This window comes from Paraburkholderia bengalensis (assembly GCF_037126505.1).
GTDB classification, from domain to species: domain Bacteria; phylum Pseudomonadota; class Gammaproteobacteria; order Burkholderiales; family Burkholderiaceae; genus Paraburkholderia; species Paraburkholderia bengalensis.
In genome coordinates this window covers 57,942-83,039 of sequence record NZ_JACFYJ010000023.1, presented here as the reverse complement: position 1 = coordinate 83,039, position 25,098 = coordinate 57,942, and the positions used below count along the sequence as shown (strand labels likewise).

The 25,098-nt window shown below is 61.9% G+C and carries 18 protein-coding genes; 13 read left to right on the top strand and 5 right to left on the bottom strand.

Features of this window, described 5'->3' with window-relative positions; genetic code table 11:
* Window positions 1-60 precede the first annotated feature (60 nt).
* Entirely contained in the window at window positions 61-2,133 is a 2,073-nt protein-coding gene (locus H3V53_RS16255; protein ID WP_336598803.1) for a 2Fe-2S iron-sulfur cluster-binding protein, read from the top strand.
* A 124-nt stretch (window positions 2,134-2,257) separates the two neighbouring features.
* Window positions 2,258-3,163: a LysR substrate-binding domain-containing protein gene (locus H3V53_RS16250; RefSeq protein ID WP_054922902.1), complete on the top strand. Its 906-nt coding sequence runs from the start codon at window positions 2,258-2,260 to the stop codon at window positions 3,161-3,163.
* Window positions 3,164-3,382: 219 nt separating this feature from the next.
* On the opposite strand, the gene H3V53_RS16245 is transcribed toward H3V53_RS16250, so the two are convergent.
* From H3V53_RS16245 to H3V53_RS16230, 4 genes are all read right to left on the bottom strand, one after another.
* Window positions 3,383-5,005 carry an ATP-binding protein gene (locus H3V53_RS16245; protein ID WP_336598802.1) on the bottom strand — a complete coding sequence of 541 codons (1,623 nt, stop codon included), beginning with the start codon at window positions 5,003-5,005 and terminating at the stop codon, window positions 3,383-3,385.
* Window positions 5,006-5,037: 32 nt separating this feature from the next.
* Entirely contained in the window at window positions 5,038-5,715 is a 678-nt protein-coding gene (locus H3V53_RS16240) for an alpha/beta hydrolase (RefSeq protein WP_336598801.1), read from the bottom strand.
* Between the two features lie 505 nt (window positions 5,716-6,220).
* A complete protein-coding gene (locus H3V53_RS16235; RefSeq protein WP_336598800.1) occupies window positions 6,221-7,948 on the bottom strand; it encodes an FAD-dependent oxidoreductase in 1,728 nt (575 codons plus the stop codon).
* Window positions 7,949-8,335: 387 nt separating this feature from the next.
* Window positions 8,336-9,241, bottom strand: coding sequence for a LysR family transcriptional regulator (locus H3V53_RS16230; RefSeq protein ID WP_336598827.1), 906 nt, complete (start codon window positions 9,239-9,241; stop codon window positions 8,336-8,338).
* A 146-nt stretch (window positions 9,242-9,387) separates the two neighbouring features.
* Here H3V53_RS16230 and H3V53_RS16225 point away from each other — a divergent pair, with 146 nt between their 5' ends.
* The 11 genes from H3V53_RS16225 (at window position 9,388) to H3V53_RS16175 (ending at window position 23,156) form a co-directional block, all read left to right on the top strand.
* Window positions 9,388-10,338: a ketopantoate reductase family protein gene (locus H3V53_RS16225; RefSeq protein ID WP_336598799.1), complete on the top strand. Its 951-nt coding sequence runs from the start codon at window positions 9,388-9,390 to the stop codon at window positions 10,336-10,338.
* Window positions 10,335-10,727, top strand: coding sequence for a VOC family protein (locus H3V53_RS16220; protein ID WP_336598798.1), 393 nt, complete (start codon window positions 10,335-10,337; stop codon window positions 10,725-10,727). The genes H3V53_RS16225 and H3V53_RS16220 overlap by 4 nt, the downstream gene beginning before the upstream one ends.
* 2 nt (window positions 10,728-10,729) lie before the next feature.
* Window positions 10,730-11,188, top strand: a complete 459-nt coding sequence (locus H3V53_RS16215; protein ID WP_336598797.1) for a MaoC family dehydratase — start codon at window positions 10,730-10,732, stop codon at window positions 11,186-11,188.
* Window positions 11,188-12,399: a CaiB/BaiF CoA transferase family protein gene (locus H3V53_RS16210; protein WP_336598796.1), complete on the top strand. Its 1,212-nt coding sequence runs from the start codon at window positions 11,188-11,190 to the stop codon at window positions 12,397-12,399. The genes H3V53_RS16215 and H3V53_RS16210 overlap by 1 nt, the downstream gene beginning before the upstream one ends.
* A 7-nt stretch (window positions 12,400-12,406) precedes the next feature.
* A complete protein-coding gene (gene aroE / locus H3V53_RS16205) occupies window positions 12,407-13,240 on the top strand; it encodes a shikimate dehydrogenase (RefSeq protein WP_336598795.1) in 834 nt (277 codons plus the stop codon).
* A gap of 19 nt (window positions 13,241-13,259) precedes the next feature.
* Window positions 13,260-13,703 (top strand): type II 3-dehydroquinate dehydratase, encoded by a 444-nt coding sequence (aroQ, locus tag H3V53_RS16200; RefSeq protein WP_336598794.1) that lies wholly within the window; start codon window positions 13,260-13,262, stop codon window positions 13,701-13,703.
* 575 nt (window positions 13,704-14,278) lie between these two features.
* Window positions 14,279-17,107 (top strand): ATP-dependent Clp protease ATP-binding subunit, encoded by a 2,829-nt coding sequence (locus H3V53_RS16195; RefSeq protein ID WP_336598793.1) that lies wholly within the window; start codon window positions 14,279-14,281, stop codon window positions 17,105-17,107.
* Between the two features lie 241 nt (window positions 17,108-17,348).
* The gene (locus tag H3V53_RS16190; RefSeq protein WP_336598792.1) at window positions 17,349-19,625 is read left to right on the top strand and encodes an FdhF/YdeP family oxidoreductase; all 2,277 of its coding nucleotides are present in this window, start codon (window positions 17,349-17,351) and stop codon (window positions 19,623-19,625) included.
* 114 nt (window positions 19,626-19,739) lie between these two features.
* Window positions 19,740-21,128: a cytochrome ubiquinol oxidase subunit I gene (locus H3V53_RS16185; RefSeq protein ID WP_336598791.1), complete on the top strand. Its 1,389-nt coding sequence runs from the start codon at window positions 19,740-19,742 to the stop codon at window positions 21,126-21,128.
* Between the two features lie 3 nt (window positions 21,129-21,131).
* Complete coding sequence (gene cydB, locus H3V53_RS16180) at window positions 21,132-22,139, top strand: cytochrome d ubiquinol oxidase subunit II (RefSeq protein WP_336598790.1); 1,008 nt, start codon at window positions 21,132-21,134, stop codon at window positions 22,137-22,139.
* Between the two features lie 105 nt (window positions 22,140-22,244).
* Window positions 22,245-23,156 carry a bestrophin family protein gene (locus H3V53_RS16175; RefSeq protein ID WP_336598826.1) on the top strand — a complete coding sequence of 304 codons (912 nt, stop codon included), beginning with the start codon at window positions 22,245-22,247 and terminating at the stop codon, window positions 23,154-23,156.
* Between the two features lie 145 nt (window positions 23,157-23,301).
* Here the strand turns inward: H3V53_RS16175 and H3V53_RS16170 are convergent, their stop codons facing one another.
* Window positions 23,302-24,729 (bottom strand): aminotransferase-like domain-containing protein, encoded by a 1,428-nt coding sequence (locus H3V53_RS16170; protein WP_336598789.1) that lies wholly within the window; start codon window positions 24,727-24,729, stop codon window positions 23,302-23,304.
* Window positions 24,730-25,098 lie beyond the last annotated feature (369 nt).

Here is a 25,098-nt window from a genome sequence, read left to right as displayed (position 1 = left end):
GTCTGTCAGCGCGAAGCCGGTGCAAGGGCTTCGCACTTCTCCAAGTTCAGGAGCGCAATCATGAGTTCGGTATCGATGGAAAGCGGTTCGCCGTGGCATGAAGGCGAGCGGGCGCTGCAGGAAAAAGTGGGCGTGGCGGCGAAAATGCTCGACGTCGGACGCCGCGTGGTGCGCGATTACCTGCCCGAGCAGCACCGCACGTTTTTCAGACAGTTGCCGTTCGTCGTGCTCGGCGCAGTCGCCGACGACGGCGACGTGTGGGCGACTTTCGCCACCGGTCAGCCCGGCTTCATGCAATCGCCGACCGACAAGACGCTGCGCTTCGAGCTGGCTGCCGATCCGAATGATCCCGCTTCGTCGGGACTGCGCGACGGCGCGGCCGTCGGCCTGCTCGGCATCGAACTGAACACGCGCCGCCGCAACCGGATGAACGGCCACATCCGCGCCCTGAGCGCGGGCAGCTTCGACGTCGATGTGGCGCAGAGCTTCGGCAACTGTCCGCAATACATCCAGTTGCGCGACTTCGAATTCGTCCGCGATCCCGCCGTGTTTTCCGACATCGCGCCCCAGACATTCGACGCGCTGACGGGCCGCGCCCGCGAGATGATCGCAGCGGCGGACACGTTTTTCGTCGCGTCGTATGTGGACGAAGGCGAGCGCCGCCAGGTGGACGTATCGCATCGCGGCGGCAAGGCGGGCTTCGTGCGCATCGGCGACGACGGCCGGCTGACCATTCCCGACTTCGCCGGCAATCTGTTCTTCGCGACGCTCGGCAATTTTGTCGTGAACCCGCGCGCCGGACTCGTGTTCGCCGACTTCGAAACAGGCGACCTGCTGCAACTGACGGGCGATGCGACCGTCGATCTCGAGTCCGAGGAAATCGCCGCATTTCAGGGCGCCGAACGGCTGTGGCACTTCACGCCGCGCCGCATCGTCTATCGTCCGGGCGCGCTCGCGCTGCGCTGGACCTTCCAGGCCAACGGCTGGTCGCCGAACTCGCTGATGACGGGCAGCTGGGACGATGTGCAAAGCCGCCTGAAAGCCGCCGCTCTCGCCAATGCATGGCGGCCGTTCAAGGTCACGAACGTCGTCGACGAAAGCTCGCTGATCCGCTCGTTTCATCTCGAACCCACCGACGGCGCAGGGCTCATTCCGCACACCGCCGGGCAGCATCTGCCCATTCGCGTCACGCCGCCCGGCGCGGACAAGCCCGTGATCCGCACTTACACGCTGTCGACGGCGCCCGCCGACGGGCTCTACCGGATCAGCGTGAAGCGCGAAGGACTCGTGTCGTCATATCTGCACGACACGCTTCGGATCGGCAGCGTCATCGAGGCGCGCGCGCCTGCGGGACAGTTCACGATCGACGCCCGCGAGCGCCGTCCCGCCGTGCTGCTCGCCGCGGGCGTCGGCGTCACGCCCATGCTTGCGATGCTGCGGCACATCGTCTACGAAGGGCTGCGCACGCGCAGGGTGCGGCCCACCTGGTTCTTCCACGCCGCCCGCTCGCTGAAAGAGCGGGCGTTCAGCCGGGAAATCGAGCAACTCGCGACGGCCGCAAACGGCGCCGTGCAGGTCGTGCGCGCGTTGAGCGATACCGGCGGCGCGCGTGAAGGCAAGGACTTCGACGTCGCGGGCCGTATCGATGTCGCGCTGCTGTGCGAGACGCTGCCGTTCAACGACTACGACTTCTATCTGTGCGGGCCGTCGGCGTTCATGCAGTCGATCTACGACGGCCTGCGCGCGCTCAACGTCGCCGACAACCGCATTCACGCCGAGGCGTTCGGCCCGTCGGGACTGCACCGCCGAAAAGACGCCGCCGCGCCGGCCGGCCCCATTCGCGTGGCCGCGGACAAGCCGACTCCCGTTGCTTTCGTGAAGTCCGGCAAGGAAGCGCGCTGGAGCCCGGAGAACGGCACGCTGCTCGAACTCGCGGAGTCGCGCGGATTGAACCCGGAGTTCGGCTGCCGCAGCGGCAGTTGCGGAACCTGTCGCACGCGCATCGTTCAGGGCGCGGTCGCGTATCCCGTCGCGCCGGAGTTTCAGCCGGCGGAGGGCGAAGCGCTGATCTGCTGCGCCGTGCCTGCCAACCCCGAAACGGGCGGCGGCGACCGGCTGCTGCTCGATCTCTGATGCTGCACGTCGCACGAAACGCGCGGACGAATGCTGTTATGCTGGACCCCCTTTGCCTGCCGACGGCAGCCACCCGCGCGGCCGGCAGGCTTCTCTTAACCGCACCTCGTCGACCGCGTCGCATATGGACAGGCTTCAGGCAATGACCACCTTCGTCACCGTGGTCGAAACGGAAGGTTTCGCGTCGGCGGCGCGCAAGCTCAATGTGTCGCCGTCCGTCATCAGCCGGGTGATGTCGGAACTCGAAGAACATCTTGGCGTGCGTCTGTTGACCCGCACCACGCGCATCGTGCGGGTGACGGATGCGGGCGCAACGTTCTACGAGGACTGCCGCCGCATTCTCGCCGACATCGATGCAGCCGAAGTCTCCGCAGCGGGCGTCAACAACACGCCGCGCGGCCAGTTGACGGTGACGGCGCCCGTGCTGTTCGGCAAGATCTACGTCACGCCCATCGCCCACGAATACCTGACACGCTATCCCGCCGTGAGCCTGAACTGCTGGTTTCTGGACCGCGTCGTCAATCTCGTCGACGAAGGTGTCGATGTCGGTATCCGTATCGGCGAGTTGCCGAGTTCGTCGCTTCAGGCGATTTCCGTCGGCAAGGTGCGGCGCGTGCTGTGCGCGTCGCCTGCGTATCTCGAAGCGCACGGCACACCGCAACGTCCCGAAGATCTCGATGCGCACGTCACCATTCAGTCGACGGGGCTCACGCCCGCGCCGGAGTGGCGTTTTCTCGCGAAGGGCAAGCCGCTCACGCTGCCGATCCAGCCGCGCCTCGTGACGACCACGAATGACTCGGCCATCGAAGCGACGCGAGCGGGATTGGGCATCTCCCGGCTGATGTCCTATCAGGTCGCGCAGGAAATCGCCGACGGCACGCTGCGCGTCGTGCTGCCCGACTACGAACTGCCCGCGCTGCCCGTTCACGTGGTGCATCGCGAAGGCAAGCATGCCAATCAGAAAGTGCGCGCGTTCCTCGATCTCGCCATCGAAACGCTCCGGGCGAAGGCGTCGCGCTGGTACGCATAGCGATGCGGCGCGCGCGACGGCGTTTTCAGGCGAGCCGCTTGACGACGTCGCGCGTCAACGCGAGCCTTTCGGCGAGCCTTTCGGCGAGCCTTTCGGCGAGCCCTTCGGCGAGCCCTTCGGCGCGCCTTTCGTCAACCCGGGTTTGTTTGCAGCGCGTGACGCATCGAGGCGCACATGTGCGGATCATCGCCCGCCTGGCTGCGCCAGCGTGTGCCGCCGTCACGCGTGTCCGCGAAAGAGCGCGCAAATCCTGAACGCTTCTTCCGACAACGGAATCTGCTTCGCGCGGCAATAGCGGGTCGTGAGCTTCAGCAGTTCCTTGATGTCGCGGCCGCTCGATTGCGGCCACGCGGTCGTCAGCGTGTCGATCAGGTCGTCGCTGAGTTCCGCGCCCAGTTGTGCGGCGAGCAGCGTCCACAGCCGGATCGCGTCGGGCCGCGTCGGCGTTTCGTAGTGAATCTTCGCGATGCAGCGCGACAGGATCGCGTCGTCGACATCGTCGATCCGGTTGGTCGTCATGAACAGCAAGCCGCTGAAATATTCGAGCGTGCGCAGGAATTCGGCGACGATTGCGTTGTGCTCGAGATCGTTGTCGCGGCGGCGAATGTAGACGTCGGCTTCATCGAGCAGCAAAATCGCGTCCCAGCGCGTCGCGCGCTGCAGGATGCCGGACAGCGCCGCGCCCACGGAAGCCGCCGTCGTCCCCAACTGGCCGGAATGCACGCGATATAGCGGCTTGCCGACCACTTCCGAATAGACTTCCGCCGTCAGCGTCTTGCCGAGCCCGGGCGCGCCCTGGCACAGGATCGTCGTGCCGCCCGACTTGCCCGGCACGAAGTCCTGCACGAACACGTTCGTCTTCGAGGTGAGGATGTCGATCAGATCGCGATGATGCGCAGGGAGAACCAGCTTGTCGCGCAACTCGGGCTGGTAGCGATACTCGCTCATGTGCTGGACATGCACCCAGATATCGCGGTGCCACTCCAGATGGAACAGACATACGTAGCAGTGAAGCGGCACCTTGTCGAAGCTGCTTTCGATGTTCGCGTCGCGCCAGAACCCCGCGTCGGCCGTCATCTGGAAGCGGCGTTCGAGCGTCTCTTCGTCGTTGACGCATCGGGCGCTCACACCGTCCATCAGGCGGATCAGCTCGGGCGTGCCTTTCGCCTCGACCGTATAGGCGGCCTTCGAAACCACGAACTGCGCGCCAAAGCGCGGCTGGAACGCGAGAAAGCGCTGCGCGTGCTGCTCGTATTCGTGCTTGAACTCGGCGCATTCCTTGTAGAAGCCGTACTGCGCCAGCAACTCGGGAATCGTGCGGTTCACGATGTCGTGCCGGTTGATCACGAGCGACGTCGTCATGCCGGACAGGCGCATGTGCGGATCGGTACGCTCGGAGTTCGCGGACTGCATCGTGTTCGCGAGCATATCGACGACGACATAAGACGCGCCCTGCTCGGGCTCGACGAGACGCATCCGCCGCACGAGCCACGGCAGCAGCGTGCCGTCTCTCGCGCGGCTGTAGAGCCAGCCGTCGATCACCCCGCGCGACAGATACGCGACGAGGCCGGGAATCAGCTGTTCGAGGGCGGGAATCGTGCGCGCTTGCGGCGCGTTGTAGATGTTGTCGAGCGCGAGCATCTGGAACATCAGCGCGCGTTCGTTGTTGGCCTTGCTCAGCGAATAGAGCGTGTTGAGCGACCTCGCGTCGAACAGCGTGCTCGACACCACCATGCTGCCGTGACACGTGCCGTGCTGATTCAGTTGTCGCGCAAGCGGCGATCCGGATTCGATCATCGCGAGCAGAGGATGCACCAGAGATTCCGGTATTTCAAAGTCCATTGACGCGCTCGTATCGGGCAGTCGCCTGCCGGTTAGTCGAGGAAAAACTGCACGGCCATGCCCACGATCGAGGGCTGGATCACGTGCAGTCCGTTGAATTCGACGTATTGCACGTCATAGCCCGCCGCCTTCAGCTTTGCTGCGTTCGCGCGTCCGCTCGTTTCGATGGGAAGCTGTTCGTCGCGCAAGCCGTGTGCGATAAAAACGCGAGGTGCGCCTTCCTGGGTGAACACCGACATGAAGCCGCCGGACAGCGCGATCACATGGCTCGCGACATCGCCGTTCGTGATGCCGATCGATAGCGCGTAACTGGCGCCATCGGAGAATCCGGCGAACGCGAGACGCGCGCGGTCGAGCCGGTAACGCGAACTCACTTCGACGAGCGCGCGTTCAAGCCGCTCCAGATCCGGGCCGCTGCCGCCGATCACGATGTCCCACGTCGCGTACATCGAATGCGGCGCGAGGACGAGAAACCCATCGCGCTGCGCATGCTCTTCGATGAACGGCAGCACTTTTTCCGGAAACCCGCCGGCGCCATGAAACATCACGAAAAGCGGCACGGGCGCACGCGCGTCGAGGCCTGGCGGAACGAACAGGATCGCGTCGCGCTCGCCGTCGATGCCCAGACGATGACGGCCGGGCGGCAACGGGCCCCGCGCCGCATCGGCAGGTGTGAACGACAGACGGCCCAGCAGCGATGGATCGAACATGGTGAGCGCGAGATCCAGGTGTGAGCGCGCGATGCGCGCGGATGAGTGGTTCGTGTTTCTGGTAGCCGGTGCGTGTTGCGCTGGTGCCCGGTGTTGCTGCGATGGGGTGACGTTGATATGTAATATATCATGACTATGCGCGATTTTGGGGAATCCAGGGTTCCTGAGTCTCCCGTTTATCACCCTCGATTCGGCGTCGCAGCTGATGCGCAACAGATACAACTAGCGCCGATGCGCCCGTAGACAAATCGTTTCCGTCTTGGTGTCGAGTACGACGTTACGCTGCTGCACGGACTCTGCGAGCACGTCGTTGAAACTGACCTGCCCGGTCGAAAGCGCGACATGGCCGGTGTCGACGAACCGTAGGCAGTGCGGGCGTCGATCTCCACGACGTCGGCATGAACGCGCGGACCATCGTCAATCAGGTGAGGCCATCCATCAGCGGCGTATCGCATAACACGGATAGCCAATTCAACGGCGGGCACATCATTGCGGCTATTTGTTCTTAAACGTTCTGCGCCGTCGCCGTTGCTTGACTGAGATACGCGTGAATCTGGCTGACAACGGCAGCGCCGTCGCCTACCGCCGACGCCACGCGCTTGGTCGATTCAGCGCGCACATCCCCAACCGCGAACATGCCATACAAGCTCGTCTGCAGGGGAAACGCATGGATCATCCCGGCCTGCCCTGCGCTGCGAAGCAGCGCGCCCGTCACGACGAACCCACGGCTATCGAGCTCGACGCCACTGGACGCCAGCCAGTCGGTCTTCGGGTCTGCACCGATGAAGAGAAACAGGTGCCGTGTTTCGACGACTTCGTCCGCCTCCCCCTCGCGCCGCACGCGTACGTGCGTGAGGCCCGTCTCGTCGCCGTCCAGCGCTTGCAACGTACAACGCGTACACACGCTGACGTTCGGCAGGGACCCGATACGGTCGACCAGATACTTCGACATGCTCGCATGCAGATCGGCGCCGCGAATCAGAACCCGGATACTGCGAGCGAAATTGGCAAGAAACACGGTCGCCTGCCCGGCCGAGTTGCCGCCGCCGATCAGCACGATGTCCTGACCTCGCGCGAGCTTGGCCTCGATGGGTGACGCCCAGTAGTAAATACCGCGACCATCGAAGCGCTCGAATCCATTGACGCCCGGCTTGCGATACGCCGCACCGCTCGCCACCACCACGGTGCGAGCATTGATCTGCTGGCCGTCGAACAGCTTCAGCATGAACTGAGCGTCCTCACGTTTCACGTCGATGACCTTGCCCGGAATCGCCAGATGCGCGCCAAACTTCAGCGCCTGCTGGAACGCCCGCGCGGCCAGCGCCTGACCGGAAATGCCCGTTGGAAAGCCGAGATAGTTTTCGATCCGGGAACTCGCCCCCGCCTGCCCACCCGGCGCGCGCTGGTCGAATACGGCAACGGACAGACCCTCGGTTGCCGCATACACAGCCGCCGCGAGACCCGCTGGTCCCGCGCCGACGATCGCGACGTCGTAGACGTGAGTGCGCTCGAAGGTGGGAACGAGCCCGAGACAAGACGCGAGTTGCGCCTCGTCCGGCGCGCGCAGAACCGAACCGTTCGGACAGAAGACGAGCGGAAAGTCGGCGGCGCCTGTTGTGATATCCGCGAGCAGCGTGGCGGCCTCGGCATCGTGTCGTGCGTCGATCACGGTGGCGGGATAGGCATTGCGACGAAGGAAGCCTTGCAGTCTGACGAGCCGAGGATCGCCACCGTTGCCGACGATGATCGGACCGAGCCCCTGCTCGATCAGTCCAAGCCGTCGCAAGATCAACGCACGCATGATGTGTTCGCCTAGCTGGGCATCTGCGACGATCAGCGCTCGCAGCTTTTCCGGTTCCAGCACCAGCGTCTGGCAGTCGGTCAGGCATAACCCGTCGATCAGCGCGGGCTTGCCGGACAGTTGCGCCATTTCCGCCATGAAGTGACCGTCGTCGTGCTCTGTGACGAGCGTCTTGCGGCCAAAGCTGTCGCGCGAAAAGATACGCACGCGGCCACGCAGGAGCACGAACAGGCCAAGCGCGACACGGCCCGTCTTGAAGATGTAGTCGCCTTCGCTAAATGACATCGGCGTCGCGAACCGTTGCAGGCTCCCGATTTCCGCGGCGGACAGGCGCGGAAACATCTGATGCTGGCGGTACTCCAGCGACGAATACGGAACTTCGAGCTCCGATGGCGGGGTACCAAGCTGAACGGGGGGTTCGGGGATATGCATCGATCAACCTTTTCGGAAATACGTCAAACTGCGCTCTGCTAATGGTTACTTTCGAGCGTAGCAACGCACGACGCAAGATACTATGTGCTGCCGTTAAAAGTCCTGAAGCGCCAGACAGGCGCAACGCGCACACGATGGCTTGTGCAAGCGCGTCTTCTTACCGCGCCGTATAGGCACGATGCACGCCGTGCTTATACGCTCGCGCAATCCTGAATTGTTCTGAAGCGCCGTTATCGGCGGTTGTCACATTGCCTCTTTTCGATGATCCGAGCGCCCTATGGCCGTATCGCGCGAAGTCGCGCAAGGCCACGCCGGTTCGTGGTATGCAAAGCTGTGCGCCGGATAAGGCCTGTTAAAGATTCCTTTGTGAAAGCGAGGCGCAAACGCTCAACGCGCACCACCAAACAACTGCACGACCGTCTCACGTAGCCACCGATTGCCCGCTTCGTGGTGATACCTGGCGTGCCAATGCTGCCGCACGGCAAAGCCGTCTACAGGAAACGGACATGGATGAACGGACAGGTCATTGACCTGAGCGAGCGTCTGACCGATGTGTCGCGGCAGCGTAGCAATCAGGTCGGTCGTCCGGATGATGGCACCGAGCCCCAGGAATCCCGGCAACTCCAGCACGACGTCCCGCTGAATCTGTTCTCGCAGGAGCGCCTGCTCCAGCAACTGGGCGCCCGTCCCCGCCGTAATCGCGACGTGCCCTTCTACGCGGTACTGCTTCACGCCGAACCGGGCACGCACACGAGGATGATGCGGATTCGCCAGACACACCCAGTCCTGCGTGTACAGCTGCTGCTGGTAAATGCCGCCGCCTAGCCACGGCACATGGCCGATCGCCAGATCGGCCTCGCCGGATTCGAGCGCCCGCTCCGTGTTGCCATCTATCGTTGCGGCCTCCAGACGAATGCCGGGCGCCTGTGCGCGTATGTGCGCCAGCATGCGGGGAAGCAGCGTGACGTGACTCGCATCCGTCATGCAAATGCGAAAGCGGCGTTTTGCGGTAGCGGGATCGAAGGCGATTTCCCACGCCGCGAAGCGCCGCAGCGACTCGAGAATCTCGCGGCACGGCCCGATCAGCGCGTCCGCCTGCGGCGTCGGCGCCATGCCGCCGGGTGTGCGGATGAACAGCGGATCCTGCAGGAATTCACGCAGCCGCCCCAGCCAGATGCTGACGGTCGGCTGGCTTTGTCCAAGTTGCTCCGCCACGCGGGTCACGCTGCGCACGTCATAGAGCAGGTCGAAAAGCTGCAACAGCTTCAGATCGGGCAGTTCGGTCGGGATCATCGCCATTATTACGTTACGCAATGAGGTCATTGTAGTCATTGCATTGCCATCATGAACGGCGACTTCTATCGTGGCGTCAACCCATCGACTTTGCATGGGGCCAGGGTAGGCGCAAAAGCGCTCACCTTGACCGACTGGAGACGCCAATGAAGATCGCAATTCTGGGGGCTGGTGCGCTGGGCTGCGCTATCGGTTCTACACTGACTCAAGGTGGCCACGAGACCTGGCTGATCGACCGGTCGGCTGCGCACGTCGAGGCGATGCGCCGCGATGGCCTGCGTGTCGACGATGCCGACGGTTCGCACCGCGTCGCCGTCCGCGCGGCGACGCACGCCGCGGAAGTCGGCGCGGTGGATCTGGTTATTGTGCTGGTCAAGTCGTTTCACACGGATTCGGCGATGCGCGGCGCGCTCGATCTCATCGGACCCGGCACCCTCGTGTTGTCGTTGCAGAACGGCCTCGGCCACGAAGACGTGCTAAGCGACGTCGTGGGCCGTGAACGTGTGCTCGCCGGCAAAACCTATGTTGGCGGGGTGCTGCGGGCGCCAGGCCATATCCAGCGCGGCGTGAGCGGCAAATTCACCTACATCGGCGAGCTGGATGGCCAGCTCACCGAGCGGGTGCAGGCAATCGCCGCTGCGTTCAATGCGGCGGGCCTCGCGACCACGGTTAGCGACAACATCGTCGGCACGATGTGGGACAAGTTGCTAATCAATGTCGCGACGGGCGCGCTGACGGGCATCACGCGTCTCACCTACGGGCAACTCTACGAAGAACCCGTTCTCAAGGCGACCGCGCTGGCAGCCGTGGCCGAGGCGATGGCGGCTGCGCAGGCAGCCGGCGTCAGTCTGTCGATGACCAATGCGGAACAGGCCTGGACACTCGCATCCGAAGGACTCTCGCCCGCGTTCAAGACTTCGATGCTGCAGAGCCTCGAGAAAGGGTCCGTCACGGAGATCGACTTCATCAACGGGGCGGTCGTGCGCTGGGGCGAACGGCTGGGTGTCCCGACGCCCGTCAACTCGACGCTCGTCGCATGCATCAAGGGCATCGAGCGCGCGATGGCCGACCGGCAACGCGAAGGAGCGGCGGCATGAGCGGCACAAGAGCGTATCTGGAGCACATCGCGATCTGGGTGAAGGACATCCACTGGCACGTCCGTTTCTTCGAAGAGGTCCTTGGCATGACCATGCGCGAGGTCGACGGCACCCGCGAGGCGCCGCGCCAGTACTGGACGCTCGGCGGTCTGCAATTCATCCACGATCCACGTTATGACGGTCCGGAAGGACGGCTCGCGCATCTGGGCGTGATGTGCGAAGACCTCGAAGCCGCGATCGCTGCCGCGCAGCCTTTCGGCGTCAGCGAAATGCCGCAGGGGCGCAACTGGCTGCGCCTGCCGGACGGCCTCGCGGTCGAACTGATTCAGGCGAAGCCCGCCGCATGCGTCGCGCAGGCGCTGGCAATCAATCCACGCGCGGAGGCGTGACCATGACGAACATTGAGAAATACTGGGACGACGCCCGCGAAGGCGACGAATGCGTGAGTCCGACCTACACGGTCACGAAAGAACGCATCCTGGCGTACGCCGACCTCACGGGCGATCACACGCCGGTGCACGTCGACGAGGAATACGCGAACGCCAGCCACTTCGGCTCGATCGTCGCGCACGGTCTGTTCGGTCTGTCGATTGCAGATGGTCTCAAGACGCAGAGCGAATACCGCTTCCTGCCCGGCATGTCGCTCGGCTGGACATGGGACTTCCTGCTGCCGATCAAGGTCAATGACGTACTGCACGTGAAGTTCCGCGTGGGCGCGATGCGTGCGAGCAAGAGCCGTCCGGACTGGGGCATTGTGGTGCTGCCGTCCGATCTGATCAATCAGGACGGCCAGGTCGTCCAGCGCGGCGAACACCGCCTGATGGTCCCGCGCCGTCCGGGAGCGTACTGATGCAAGCCCGTCCACTCGAAGGTATTCGCGTCGTCGACTACAGCCACTTTCTCGCCGGCCCTTATGTGGGGCGGTGTCTCGCGGCACTCGGCGCTGAAGTCATCAAGGTCGAGCGTCCCGGCAGCGGGGACGCCGGGCGCCAGCACGCCACCGTGCTCGACGACCAGCAAAGCGCCTACTTCCTGCAACTGAACATGGGCAAGCGCGGCGTGAGCGTCAACATGAAAGATCCACGCGGCAAGGACTTCATGCAGCGTCTGTGCGACTCGGCGGACGTATTCATCGAAAACTACCGCCCGGGCGCGCTCGACAAACTCGGCCTCGGATACGAAGCGCTCTCGGCGCGCAACCCGCGCCTCGTGTATTGCTCGATTTCGGCGTACGGACATACTGGGCCGGATGCGCATCGAGCGGGCTTCGGCCTGATCGCCGAAGCGAAGAGCGGCATCATGCAGATGATCGGCGAGCCCGGTTCTCCGCCGCCGCTGATGCGCATCTCGCTCGGCGACATGTACACGGGCATTCACGCGGTGGCAGCGGTCAATGCCGCGTTGTTGGGCCGCGAGAAGAGCGGCCGCGGCCAGCACATCGACATGGCGCTTTACGACACCCTCGTGTCAATGCACGAGTACGCGGTGCAGTGCTACACGACGCAAGGCGTCGTGCCCGAACAGACGGGTCACGACATGCCGACGTCGACGCTCTATGGCGTATTCCGTGCCGCCGACGGCGATCTCGTCATCGCAGCGCAGGTAGACGACGCGTGGAAGCGGTTCGCCGCGCTCGTCGAGGCACAGGGCGGGCCGGCAGGCTTTGGCAGCGACGCGCGATTCCACACGCTCGGCGGGCGCAACGCCAATCGCGTGGAGATTCTCTCGGTGGTGCAGCCGTGGGTTGCCGCGCGGCCGGTCGCGCAGGTGCTCGAGCTGCTGGACAGCGTCGACGTGCCTTGCGCGAAGGTGCAGCGCATCGACGAAGTGCTCGCCGACCCGCAGATCATCGCGCGCGGCATGGTGGTTGAACAGCAGCATCCTCGCTTCGGCACTCTGCGCCTGCCGAACCTTCCATTCCGGTTTTCCGGTTGCGACACGACGATTCGCCAGGTCGGGCCCGACCTCGGGCAGCACAACGCGGAAGTGGCGCAATCGCTGGGCTTCGGAGCTGCCGAGATCGATGCGATGCAGACCGACGGCGTTCTTTTTTCCAGATGAGGACACGATGACGGACCAGTATGCGGTGATCGGCAATCCGATCGGACACACCAAATCTCCGCTGATTCACGGCCTGTTTGCCGAGCAGACGCAGCAGGACATCGCGTATACAGCCATCGAAGGGCCGCTCGAACCCGAGCAGGCTTTTGCCGAGACGGTGCGCGCGTTCGCCCTCGCGGGCGGCAAGGGAATGAACGTCACCGCGCCCTTCAAGCTCAAGGCCTTTGCAATGGCCGATGAACGCAGCGAGAGAGCGGAGCTCGCTGGCGCTGTCAACGCGATGAAGTTCGAGCGCGGCCGCATCATTGCCGAGAATTTCGACGGCATCGGGCTCGTGCGTGACATCGAAGTCAATCTCGCCCTGCCGATGGCGGGCAAGCGGGTGCTGCTGCTCGGCGCGGGCGGCGCTGCGCGCGGCGCTTTGCTGCCTTTTCTGGCGGCACGGCCAGAAAGCCTCGTCATTGCCAATCGCGATGTCGCAAAGGCCAGCGATCTCGCGGCGCAGGTCGGCGCGCATGGCGCTCTTCACGCCTGCGGATATCGCGATCTGCAAGCACTGGGGCGCTTCGACCTGGTCGTGAATGCGACGTCGGCGAGCCTCACGGGCGACCTGCCGCCCGTTCCTCCCAGTGTCTTCAGTCCTGACGGCGCCGCCTATGAACTTGCCTATGGGAAACGTTTGACGCCATTCCTGCGGCTTGCACGCAACGCGGGTGTGTTCACCATCGCGGATGGCGTGGGCATGCTGGTCGAACAGGCGGCGGAAGCCTTCGACTGGTGGCGCGGCGTTCGGCCTTCAACGCGGGCGGTGATCGAGCGTCTCACGGTGCCGCTCGAATGACTTCGCGATGGAGTGACAAATGAAGAAAGTCCTCATGCTTCACGGCATCAATCACAACATGTTCGGCAAGCGCGACCCGGTGCAGTACGGGACGATCACGCTGTCCGAAATAGACAACCGCTTGCAGGCTCTGGCTGCCGAGCTTGGCGTGCAGGTGGAATCGTTTCAGACGAACAGCGAAGGAGCGATGTGCGAGCGCATTCACCAGGCCTTCGAAGAGCATTGCGATGCCGTGCTTATCAACGCCGGAGCCTGGACACACTACAGCTACGGCATACGCGATGCGCTGGCAATTCTCACCTGCCCGGTCGTGGAGCTGCACATGTCCAATGTTCACGCGCGGGAGGCGTTTCGGCACCACTCCGTTTTCTCGGAGGTCGTCGTTGGCCAGATTTGCGGCTTTGGTGTAGAGAGCTATCTGCTGGCCTTACGGGCCGCTGTCGCGCAGATCGGTTGCAGTTAGCAGCCGGCAGGGGCGCTGAGAGGAGGTGATGACCTGGTGTTGACGCGTCTCGTCCATCTTCGTCAAGCGCTTGTGCTTCTTTATTCGTTAGCCGCGCTCCATTTTCTCCCGCGTTGACGAGGTCGTCGATCTCCCGCAAATCGAGCGACAGCCCTTGCGGCTGAAACAAACACGAAAAATTGCGTCGAGGGCGGCAGCGCATGCCGATACCTATCATCGGTACTTCCGATATTCACACACGCCTGCCCCGTCCCTAGAATCTCTTCACCGTGGCCTTCTTCGCGGTTGCGCGCCGACCGGGAAGAAGCCGCCCGCTCACAAGCTGCCTTCGCAGCAACGAGCGCGTCTGCGCTTTACATGCGCGAGACCGCAATGCTCGCGTTTCGTCTTGGAGACTACGTACCGATCGACTATATACACAGTACAGACCCGGACTCGCAGTGTCGTCCTCGCCTCGTAGCGTGAGTCCGGACGTATGAGTATTCGCCGGCGCACCCATTCGCGAGGATCGACCTGCAATATCTGTGCGATCAGTGTCCGGATTCGAACGCTCCATAGACGGAGGCACGCTCACCATGCCCTTGCTTTGCGATATCTGCCATACCCGACCCGCCGTGGCCCGTGTAAGTGTCGTGCAAAACGGCGAACGCAAGACGATGTCGATATGCGACTACGACTACCGTCAATTGATGCGCCATCAGAGCATGGTGAACCCATTCGACTCGTTGCTGGGCGGGGGCTCGGGCCTGTCGCGCTTCTTCGGCGGCTTTGATGATGGTGACGGCGACGAAACGGGCCTTGCCGCCGAAGTCCCACGCGAATCGGTCGATGCAACCGACGCCTTCAGTGAACAGACGTTGGAGCTGCTACAACGAGCCGCCGAAAAAGCGCACGAACTGCGCCGGAAAGAACTCGATACCGAGCATCTGCTCTACGTGCTCGCTGATACCGACGTCGTCGCCGCGCTGTTGAAAGAACTGAAGTTGTCGCCGCAAGACATCAAGGGATACATCGACGAGCACGCGCAGACGGGAACGGCCGAACCCGACACGCCGCTCGACAGGATGACGATTTCCCCACGCCTGAAGAAGGCATTTCAACACGCGTTTCAGGCGTCGCGCGATCTCGGGCATTCGTACGTCGGCCCCGAACATCTGCTGATCGGTCTCGCGGCCGTGCCCGACAGCATTGCAGGCACCTTGCTCAAGAAGTATGGCGTCACGCCTGAGGCATTGCGGCAGAAAGTCGTGAAGGTCGTCGGCAAGGGTGCTGAGGACGGCCGTGTCGATATGCCGACGGGCACGCCGAATCTGGACAAGTTCGGACGCGACCTGACGGCAATGGCACGCCAGGGCAAGCTCGACCCAGTGCTGGGACGCGCACAGGAAATCGAAAGCACCATCGAGGTGCTCGCACGCCGGAAGAAGAACAACCCCGTGCTGATCGGCGAGCCGGGCGTCGGCAAGACGGCGATCGTCGAGGGCCTTGCACAGCGAATCGTAAATGGCGATGTGCCCGAGGTGCTTCGCGGCAAGCGGCTGGTTGAAGTGAACATCAATTCGATGGTGGCAGGCGCCAAATATCGCGGTGAATTCGAGGAGCGCGCAAAGCAGATGATCGATGAGGTCACTGCGAAACAGGACGAACTGATCCTGTTCATCGACGAGCTGCATACGATCGTCGGTGCGGGCCAGGGCGGCGGCGAAGGCGGACTCGACATCGCAAACGTGCTCAAGCCCGCGCTCGCACGGGGAGAACTGAGCCTGATCGGCGCAACGACGCTGAACGAATACCAGAAGCACATCGAAAAGGACGCCGCGCTCGAACGGCGTTTCCAGCCCGTACTGGTACCGGAGCCGACTGTCGAGCAGACCATCGTCATCCTGCGCGGGCTGCGCGACAAGCTCGAAGCGCACCATCAGGTAACGTTTGCCGATGATGCATTCGTCGCCGCTGCCGAATTGTCCGATCGCTACATCACGTCACGCTTCCTTCCCGACAAGGCCATCGATCTGATCGACCAGGCCGCCGCACGCGTGCGCATCGGCGCGACTTCGCGGCCTGCCGGCATTCAGGAACTCGAAGCCGAGATTGCGCAACTCAAGCGCGAGCAGGATTACGCGTCGTCGCGCAAGCGCTTCGACGAGGCGAAAGGCTTCGAGGATCGCATCAACGACAAACAGAAGGCGCTCGATGAGCAGACCGAGGCGTGGCAACGCAAAACCGGTTCCGAGACGCTGGAGGTGACCGTCGAAGCGATCGCGGAGGTCGTCTCGCGCCTCACGGGCATTCCTGTGTCCGATCTGACGCAGGAAGAGCGCCAGAAGCTGCTCAAGATGGAAGAGACGCTGCGTGAAAGAGTCGTGGGACAAGACGATGCCGTCATCGCAGTAAGCGATGCGGTGCGCATGTCGCGCGCGGGGCTCGGTCAGACGCACAAGCCAATCGCGACCTTTCTGTTTCTCGGACCGACGGGCGTCGGGAAGACGGAACTGGCGAAAGCGCTGGCCGAAACCGTATTTGGCGATGAACAGGCGGTGATCCGCATCGACATGTCCGAATACATGGAGCGTCATGCAGTGGCACGGCTCATCGGCGCGCCGCCCGGCTATGTCGGCTACGACGAAGGCGGTCAGCTCACCGAGCGCGTGCGGCGTCGCCCGTACAGTGTGATCCTGCTCGATGAAATCGAGAAAGCGCATCCGGACGTGAACAACGTGTTGCTGCAGGTCTTTGACGACGGACGCCTGACGGATGGAAAAGGCCGTGTCGTGGACTTCAGCAATACGATCATCATCGCGACCAGTAACCTGGGTGCGTCGATCATCATGGAAAACCTGGAGCGGCCCGAAGCCGCTCGCATGACCGAAAAGGCCTTGCGCGACGAATTGATGACGGTGCTAAAGGGCCACTTCCGCCCCGAATTCCTGAATCGTCTCGACGAAATCATCGTCTTTCACTCGCTGTCGCGCGAGAACATCCGCTCGATCGTTCAGATCCAGATCGACCGCGTCATACGCACTGCTGCAGCGCAAGGCATCACGCTCAGGCTCGACGATTCAGTCATCGAGCATCTGGTCGAAGCGGGTTACCAGCCTGAGTTCGGCGCTCGCGAACTGAAACGGCAGATTCGACAGGAAATAGAAAGAAAGCTCGCGAAGGAAATGCTCGGCGATGCACTCAGATCCGGTGACACGGCCGACGTCACTTATGACAAGAACAGCGGTGAGGTCAAATTCAACAAGGTCGCATCGGCATCGAAACCGGCAAAGGACAAGCCGAAAGCAGGCAACGGGCACGATGCGCAGCCCGATGGCGACGCGGAGATACCGCCCGCAGATTCCGCATCCGGCAAGGGACGCAAGAAGCGTGGAGCGACCGGGTCCGGTAAGGAAAGCAGGTGAATCACATGCACTTTCCTCTCAGATGATGTACCTGGCGTCGGACTCATTTCACCAAACGCCGCCCTTACCCGTTTTTCCCACCCGTTATATACGAGAGGCATCGGTTGTGCGCTCCTGACAAGAGCGCACGACTCGTTGACATCGCATTAAGTTAGACATCCGTATCACAGGAAGAAACTGACTCACCGCTTACTGGTTTTATTTGTACATTTTTCATCCAGAGATACTCACGGAGTGCGAGATGACGACACGACGCGAAGTGCCAGGCATTCGGCCTTATGACGGCCCCGCTGGCGGATGGGGCGCGCTCCGCGCGACAGCTCAGGCCGTCCGCCAGCAGATGGAGAGCATCACCGCGCCGATTACGCTGATGCGCACCAACCAGCCGGATGGCTTCGACTGTCCCGGCTGTGCGTGGCCCGACAAGGAACATCGCTCCACATTCCAGTTCTGCGAGAACGGCGCGAAGGCTGTCACCTGGGAAGCGACGAGCAAGCGGGTTCCTCCCGAATTCTTCGCCAGCAACACCGTCACGTCTCTGCTGCAAAAGTCGGACTACGAGCTGGAAGACATGGGCCGCCTCACCCATCCACTCGTCTACGATCGGGCAACGGACACCTATCGTGCGGTCGAATGGGAAGACGCTTTTGCGCGCATCGGTGAAATCCTGCGCGCCCTTTCGCCGGACCAGGTCGAGTTCTACACCTCGGGCCGCGCGTCGAATGAAGCTGCATACCTGTACCAGCTATTCGCGCGCGAGTACGGCACAAACAATTTCCCTGATTGCTCGAACATGTGTCATGAGCCGACCAGCGTCGGCTTGCCTCGATCAATCGGTATCGGCAAGGGCACCGTTTCGCTGGAAGATTTCGACTCGGCCGAACTCATCATCTCGATCGGCCACAATCCCGGCACGAATCACCCGCGCATGATGGGCACGCTGCATGAAGCGTCGCGGCGCAATGTGCCGATCATCGTCTTCAATCCGCTACGTGAGCGCGCACTCGAACGGTTCGCCGACCCGCAGAACTTCATCGAAATGGCGACTTATGCGTCGACCCGTATTGCGTCGACCTACTTTCAGGTCGACGCGGGCGGTGACGCGGCTGCGCTCAAGGGCGTCATGAAAGCATTGCTTCAGATGGAAGCGGAGCAAGGCAATGTGCTCGACCGTGAATTCATCGCCGCGCACACCGAAGGTTTCGACGCGTTCGCCGCCGATCTGGAAGCGACGTCGTGGGACGACATCGAAAAGGCGAGCGGCCTCACACGCCCGGACCTCGAGGAGGTTGCCCTCGCCTACGCGAAGTCCAATGCGACCATCGTGACGTACGGGATGGGCATCACACAGCACAACAAGGGCACCGCCAATGTCCGTCTGATTGCCGACCTGTTATTGCTGCGCGGCAACTTCGGCAAGCCCGGGGCGGGCATCTGTCCGCTTCGCGGGCATTCGAACGTGCAGGGAAACCGTACCGTCGGCATCACTGAAAAGCCATCCAGCGAGTTTCTCAAGCTGATTGAACAGACGTGCGGCTTCACGCCCCCTTCGGAACACGGGCATGATGCCGTCCAGGCAATGCAGGCGATGATCGACGGCAAGGCGAAGGCGCTGCTGTGTCTGGGCGGAAACTTCGCAGTCGCGTTGCCAGATCCGGAACTGTCCTTCCCCGCGATGGCGGGGCTCGACCTGGCCGTTCATATCGGCACAAAGCTCAATCGCTCGCATTTGCTGGTGTCGAAGCAAACCTACCTGTTCCCTTGCCTCGGCCGTACCGAACTCGACATGCAGACGGGAGGCCAGCAGTCGGTGACGGTGGAAGACTCGATGTCCATGGTTCACGCATCGGCTGGCAAGCTCACCCCGGCGTCGGAACATCTGCGCTCGGAGCCCGCCATCGTCGCCGGTATGGCTCGCGCGACGCTACCCAACAGCAAGGTAGCGTGGACGGAACTCATTGCCGATTACGACAAGATCCGTGACCTGATCGAGCGGACCGTCCCAGGCTTCGAAGCGTTCAACGAACGCATCCGGCATCCCGGCGGATTTCGCCTCCCGCTTCCGCCAACCGAGCGGCAGTGGCCCACGCCGTCCGGAAAGGCGATCTTCTCCGTCTATGACGGCGTCAAGGAAGACGCGGACGTGCTCGGCGCAGAGCATGTACTGCGCCTCATCACGATACGCAGCCACGACCAGTACAACACCACCATCTACGCGATGGACGACCGCTATCGCGGCGTATTCGGCCGGCGTGACGTGCTGTTCATGAACGAAGCCGACCTCGAGGAACACGGGCTGGAACATGGCGACCTGGTGGACATCGAAACGATCGTCTCCGGCAGACAGTTGCGCATGAAGAACCTCACTGCGATCGTGTATGCCATTGCAAAGGGCTCGGTGGCCGCGTACTACCCGGAAGCCAACGTTCTGGTCCCGCTCGACTACATCGACAAGGAGAGCGGCACGCCTTCGTATAAATCCGTGCCCGTCAAGGTCACGCGCGCGGCTGCGCCCTGATGCTGCCGGCGGTCTGCGCGCACGGGGCTTGCTGGCACACGGCAGGCCGTGCCGCATTCGATCAGCGCGAGTCTGTCGGCGGATGTCGTCATTAACGGGAGCTATTGACCGATCATGGAAATCTTCGACGCCTTTCATCTCGCCAGGATGCAGTTTGCGTTCACGGTATCGTTTCATATCGTCTTTCCCGCAATCAGCATCGGCATGGCCAGCTTTCTTGCCGTACTCGAATGGCGCTGGCTGCTGACGGGCGATACGGCATACAAGGACATGTTCCTGTTCTGGTCGAAGATCTTCGCGGTCGGATTCGGCATGGGCGTCGTTTCGGGCGTGGTCATGGCCTATGAGTTCGGCACCAACTGGAGCGGCTTTTCCAGCATCGCCGGGAATATCACCGGGCCGCTTCTCACCTATGAGGTATTGACGGCGTTTTTTCTGGAAGCAGGCTTCCTTGGCGTGATGCTGTTCGGCTGGCATCGCGTGAGTCCGCGCGCGCATTTCTTCGCGACGTTGATGGTCGCAATCGGCACGCTGATTTCGACGTTCTGGATTCTCGCGTCGAATAGCTTCATGCAAACGCCGCAAGGATATGCAATCGAAAACGGCCGTATTGTCCCCGTCGACTGGTTCAAGGTGATCTTCAATCCGTCATTCCCATATCGCCTCGCGCATATGACGATTGCCGCCTTCATCGTGGCCGGTTTCATCGTCGCGGCGTGCGGCGCGTGGCACTTGCTGCACGGTCGACGCGACAAGCCTGTCATACGCAGCTTTTCGATGGCATTGTGGATATTGCTCCTGCTGACACCGACCCAGATCCTGGTGGGGGACGCGCATGGTCTCAATACACGCAAGTACCAGCCCGCGAAAATCGCCGCGATCGAAGGGTTATGGGAAACGGAGAAAGGCGGCACCCCCCTGAATCTGGTCGGTCTGCCCGACATGGACGCCGAAGTAACGCGATACGCCATTCAGATCCCGCACCTGGGCAGCCTGATTCTGACGCATAGCTGGAATGGCGAAATTCGCGGCCTCAAAGAGTTCCCGCCTCAGGATCGGCCTTACTCACCCATCATTTTCTGGACGTTCAGGCTGATGGCGGGTCTCGGCATGCTGATGCTGCTGACGGCGCTGGTCGGTCTGCTGCTGAGAATACGCGGCCAGTTGTACGAGACGCGCTGGTTTCAGCGCTTCGTATTCTGCATGGGACCGTCGGGCATCGTGGCGCTGCTGGCCGGCTGGATCACCACTGAAGTCGGCCGTCAGCCGTGGACCGTCTACGGCGTATTGCGCACGGCGGATTCTCTGTCGCCTGTCGATGCGCAGCAGGCGGGCGTGTCCCTGCTCATCTTCGTGCTGGTGTATTTCCTGGTGTTCGGCGTCGGCATCTATTACATGCTGATGCTGATGAAGCGTGGTCCTGACGAACACACCGAGCGCCGCGATCAACGCAGGCATCCCGTATTGCACAACCGCGCTCTCGAAGCGCTGAGAGAAGAATGAGCCATGCAAATCGACCTTCCTGTCATCTGGGCCGCGATCATCGCGCTGGGCGTGTTCATCTATGTGATGCTCGACGGCTTCGATCTCGGCATCGGCCTTCTGTTTCCATTCTTCGAAGCAAAAAACGACCGGCAAGTGATGCTCAATACCGTCGCCCCCGTCTGGGACGGCAATGAAACGTTTCTCGTGCTCGGCGGTGCGGGCCTGTACGGTGCGTTTCCGGTTGTCTATTCGACGCTGCTGCCCGCCAACTATCTGCCGTTGATCCTGATGGTCGTGGGTCTGATCTTTCGCGGCGCGGCGTTCGAACTGCGTGGAAAAGCGACCCGAACGCAGCATGCGTGGGACCTCGCGTTCATCTGCGGCTCGGGGCTCGCCGCGCTCTGCCAGGGCATCGTATTGGGATCGCTGTTGCAAGGGATCAAAATCGCCGACGGACGTTTCGTCGGCGGTCCGTTCGACTGGCTCTCGCCTTTCAGCCTGTTCTGCGGAATCGGCGTGCTCATCACGTATGCGACGCTCGGCTGCGGATGGCTGATCCTGAAGACGGAAGGCGAGCTGCAACGCAATATGCGTCTGTTGATGAGACCGCTCGTGTGCGTGCTGCTCGGCGCGATTACCATCGTGAGCCTGTGGACAGTCATTGGCCTGCCTGCCGTTGCGCATCGCTGGTTCGGCAGCGGCAACCTCGGCTGGTTCCTTCCGGTTCCGGTTCTGGTGATCGCGTGCGTGTGGGGAATCTTCCGTTCAGTCCGCTTGCAGTACGAGGCCATGCCGTTCATTCTCACGCTGGCAATCTGCTTCCTCGGTTACAGCGGCTTGCTGATCAGCATCTGGCCAAACATCGTGCCGCCCTCGCTGTCGATCTGGGAGGCATCGTCGAGCCGCTCGAGCCAGATGTTTACACTCGTCGGCACCGTCATCATTCTGCCCATTATCCTTGTGTACAACGCGATGCAATATCGTGTGTTTCGGGGCAAAGTGCGCGAGGGCGATCCGGGCTATCACTAGACTGCATCGCGATTCGCAAGGACATGAACGGGCATGGCCTTCTGCCCGCAGACGTCATGTCGTCGTTCGCGGCAGATCCACATTCATACAAAAGAAGAGCACGCCATGATTTTGCGGCCGAGACAAAACTGGTTCAGCTTGTTGTTCGTCTGGAACGGTTCTGTATTGCAATCGATTATTCCCCAGCTGTTGTTCATGGCGATCGTCAGCAGTCTGGCCGTCGTCACACAAGGCCGCGTCTTTGGTGAAAAGATCCCGCTCAATACAACGCCTTTCACACTGTTCGGACTCACACTTGCGATCTTCCTTGCATTCCGCAATACGGCGAGCTATCAGCGATTCGACGAGGCACGACGGCTCTGGGGCAATTTACTGATTTCGGCTCGCGACCTCACCTCACAGCTGCAATGTTATGCGCCCGGGAGCGAAGCAAGGCTTTCCATCGCGCGTACTCTGATTGCCTTCGTCTACGCACTCAAGCATCAATTGCGCGGCACAGATCCCGACATCGATCTCACTCGACTGCTCGGAACCGACCGAGCCAGTCGGCTGCGGGAGATCTGCTACCGGCCTGTTGCCTTGCTTAACGAGGTCCGTCGCCAACTCGCCGACCTGCAAAGTCGAGGATCTATTTCGGATACGAAGCTCTGGATGCTGAATGAGCAGGTCAACGAACTCGAAAAGTGCGTGGGTGGATGCGAGCGCATTGCGTCCACACCCATTCCGTTTGCCTACAACGTGTTGCTGCATCGTACCGTCTACACATATTGCGTTTTGCTGCCGTTCGGCCTGGTCGACTCTGCAGAATTCTTCACGCCACTGCTTTGCGTGTTCATTTCGTACACGCTGATCGCGCTCGAAGCGATCGCCAGTGAAGTTGCCGATCCGTTCAGCGTTGCGCCCAACGCGCTCGCTCTCGACCTCATGACGCGCAACATTGAACGGTCGATTCTCGAACTGTGTGGATGCGAACTGCCGGATGAGGTCGTCGCGGTACGTCCCTATCAGTTCACGTGAATCTGGGCCAATGCACCACAGACAGCGTTGGACGGCACGCGATGCCATCCGGGCATGCAGCCTGATCAATTGCCGCACCAGGCTGATCGGCAAGCATTCGTAAAAGCAGTACGGGCGGCTGACGAAATCACAAGCCATCTCCGCGTTAGGCCGCGCAAGCGGCCGCCAGCTTGCCGATCGCGATCACCGCCTGCTCGATTTCGCTCGTCCACGGGCTGCTGTAGTTGAGGCGGATAAAGTTCTTATACGTCGCGTCAGACACGGAAAACATATAGCCAGGTCCGATGGTGATGCCTTCATCGAGCGCGAGATTGTAGAGTCGCATCGCGTCGACCTTGGGCGGCAGTTCGATCCACAGCACATATCCGCCTGCGGGATTCGACATGCGCGTGCCCGGCGGAAAGAAACGCGACACAACTACTTTCATCAGACTGGCCTGTTGGGCATACGCCTTTCGTACCCTGCGCAGATGATGTTCGTAGCCGTCGCGTTCGAGGTATTCGGCGATCGCCTGCTGGGGGATCGTCGGGGACGTCAACGTATTCAGGAACTTGAGCTTTTCGACCTGATCGCGGTAGCGTCCCGGCAACGCCCAGCCAATCCGGTAGGCGGCCGTGAGGCTTTTCGAAAACGATGAGCAATGCAGTACCAGGCCCTTCCTGTCGTAAGACTTCAAGGTGCTCGGATGTGAGTTGCCAAAGTACAGCTCGTTATAGACGCCGTTCTCGATGACAGGGATGTCCCGTCTGGTTGCGAATTCGACGAGTTTGCGCTTGCGTTCGTCAGGCATCTGAAACCCCAGCGGGTTCTGAAAGTTCGGCATGACCATGCACGCAGCGACAGACTGAGAGTCAGCAATAGCATCCAGCGCGTCGATATCGATGCCGTATTCGGGGTGCGTCGACACCTCGATCGCCTTCATGCCCAAACGTTCGATCGCGTGGAGCATCGCGTAAAACGTCGGCGACTCGACTGCGATCACGTCGCCGGGCTTCGCAACAGCCTGAAGGCAGAGGTTGATCGCCTCGGTCGCGCCAACCGTGATGATGACCTCGTTCGGATCGACGGCCATGCCGTTCTCGAGATAGCGGCGTGCGATCTGGCGCACGAGATTCGGATTGCCCGGCGGCAATGCATCTGTTACGCCCCAGCGGGACTTGCCCCTTCCGATGTCATACGCGTATCGGTTGATTCGTTCGAACGGAAACATACAGGGGTCGGGGTACGGCGAGCCAAGCGGCAGCGCATCGTCTACGCCGATCGAGCGCAGGGTGGAGAGCACGAGGCGGCTGACGTCGACGGGCGACGAAATCGGGATCGGTCTCGACGGGCGAAGATCGAGCGCCTGCCGTGCTTCGTCACCCTCACGGAAATTCGCGAAGTAGCCCGACTGCGGCCGGCTCGTCAGCAAGCCGCGGCTCTCAAGCAACAAATACGCCCGAATGACGGTAGAGATGCTGATCCGGTGCTGCTGACTCGTCTGACGCACCGATGGCAAGCGCTCCCCGTGACGGTAGACGCCCTGACGGATCAACCGCTCGATGTCGTCTGCGAGCTTTTCGTAGATATTCATCAGACGTGTTCCTGACGCTGTACCGGTCGGACGGACAACACAGTCCGATCTTCCCAAGAACGGCCACTGGCCTGGTTTTGGGCGGTATCGAGATGCTAGCAAAACTGTACTGATTCACCGGCCCCGGATTTGTGCCCACTGCGATAGACAGACTGGCCTTACGCTTTGCCTCATCGCGCATCGTTGAGCGTTCGACAGCGATGCTGACCAGTACGTCACTTCAGGAGGCGCAGCATGAACGGGACATCAGCGAAGGAATCAGCCAACGGTTACCGGCAATCACATGCAGAAACACTCGCGCTGAGTCATATCGCCCATGAGTGGCTGAAACGGCGCAACCCTTCGACGTTCGAACTACGCGCGACGGGG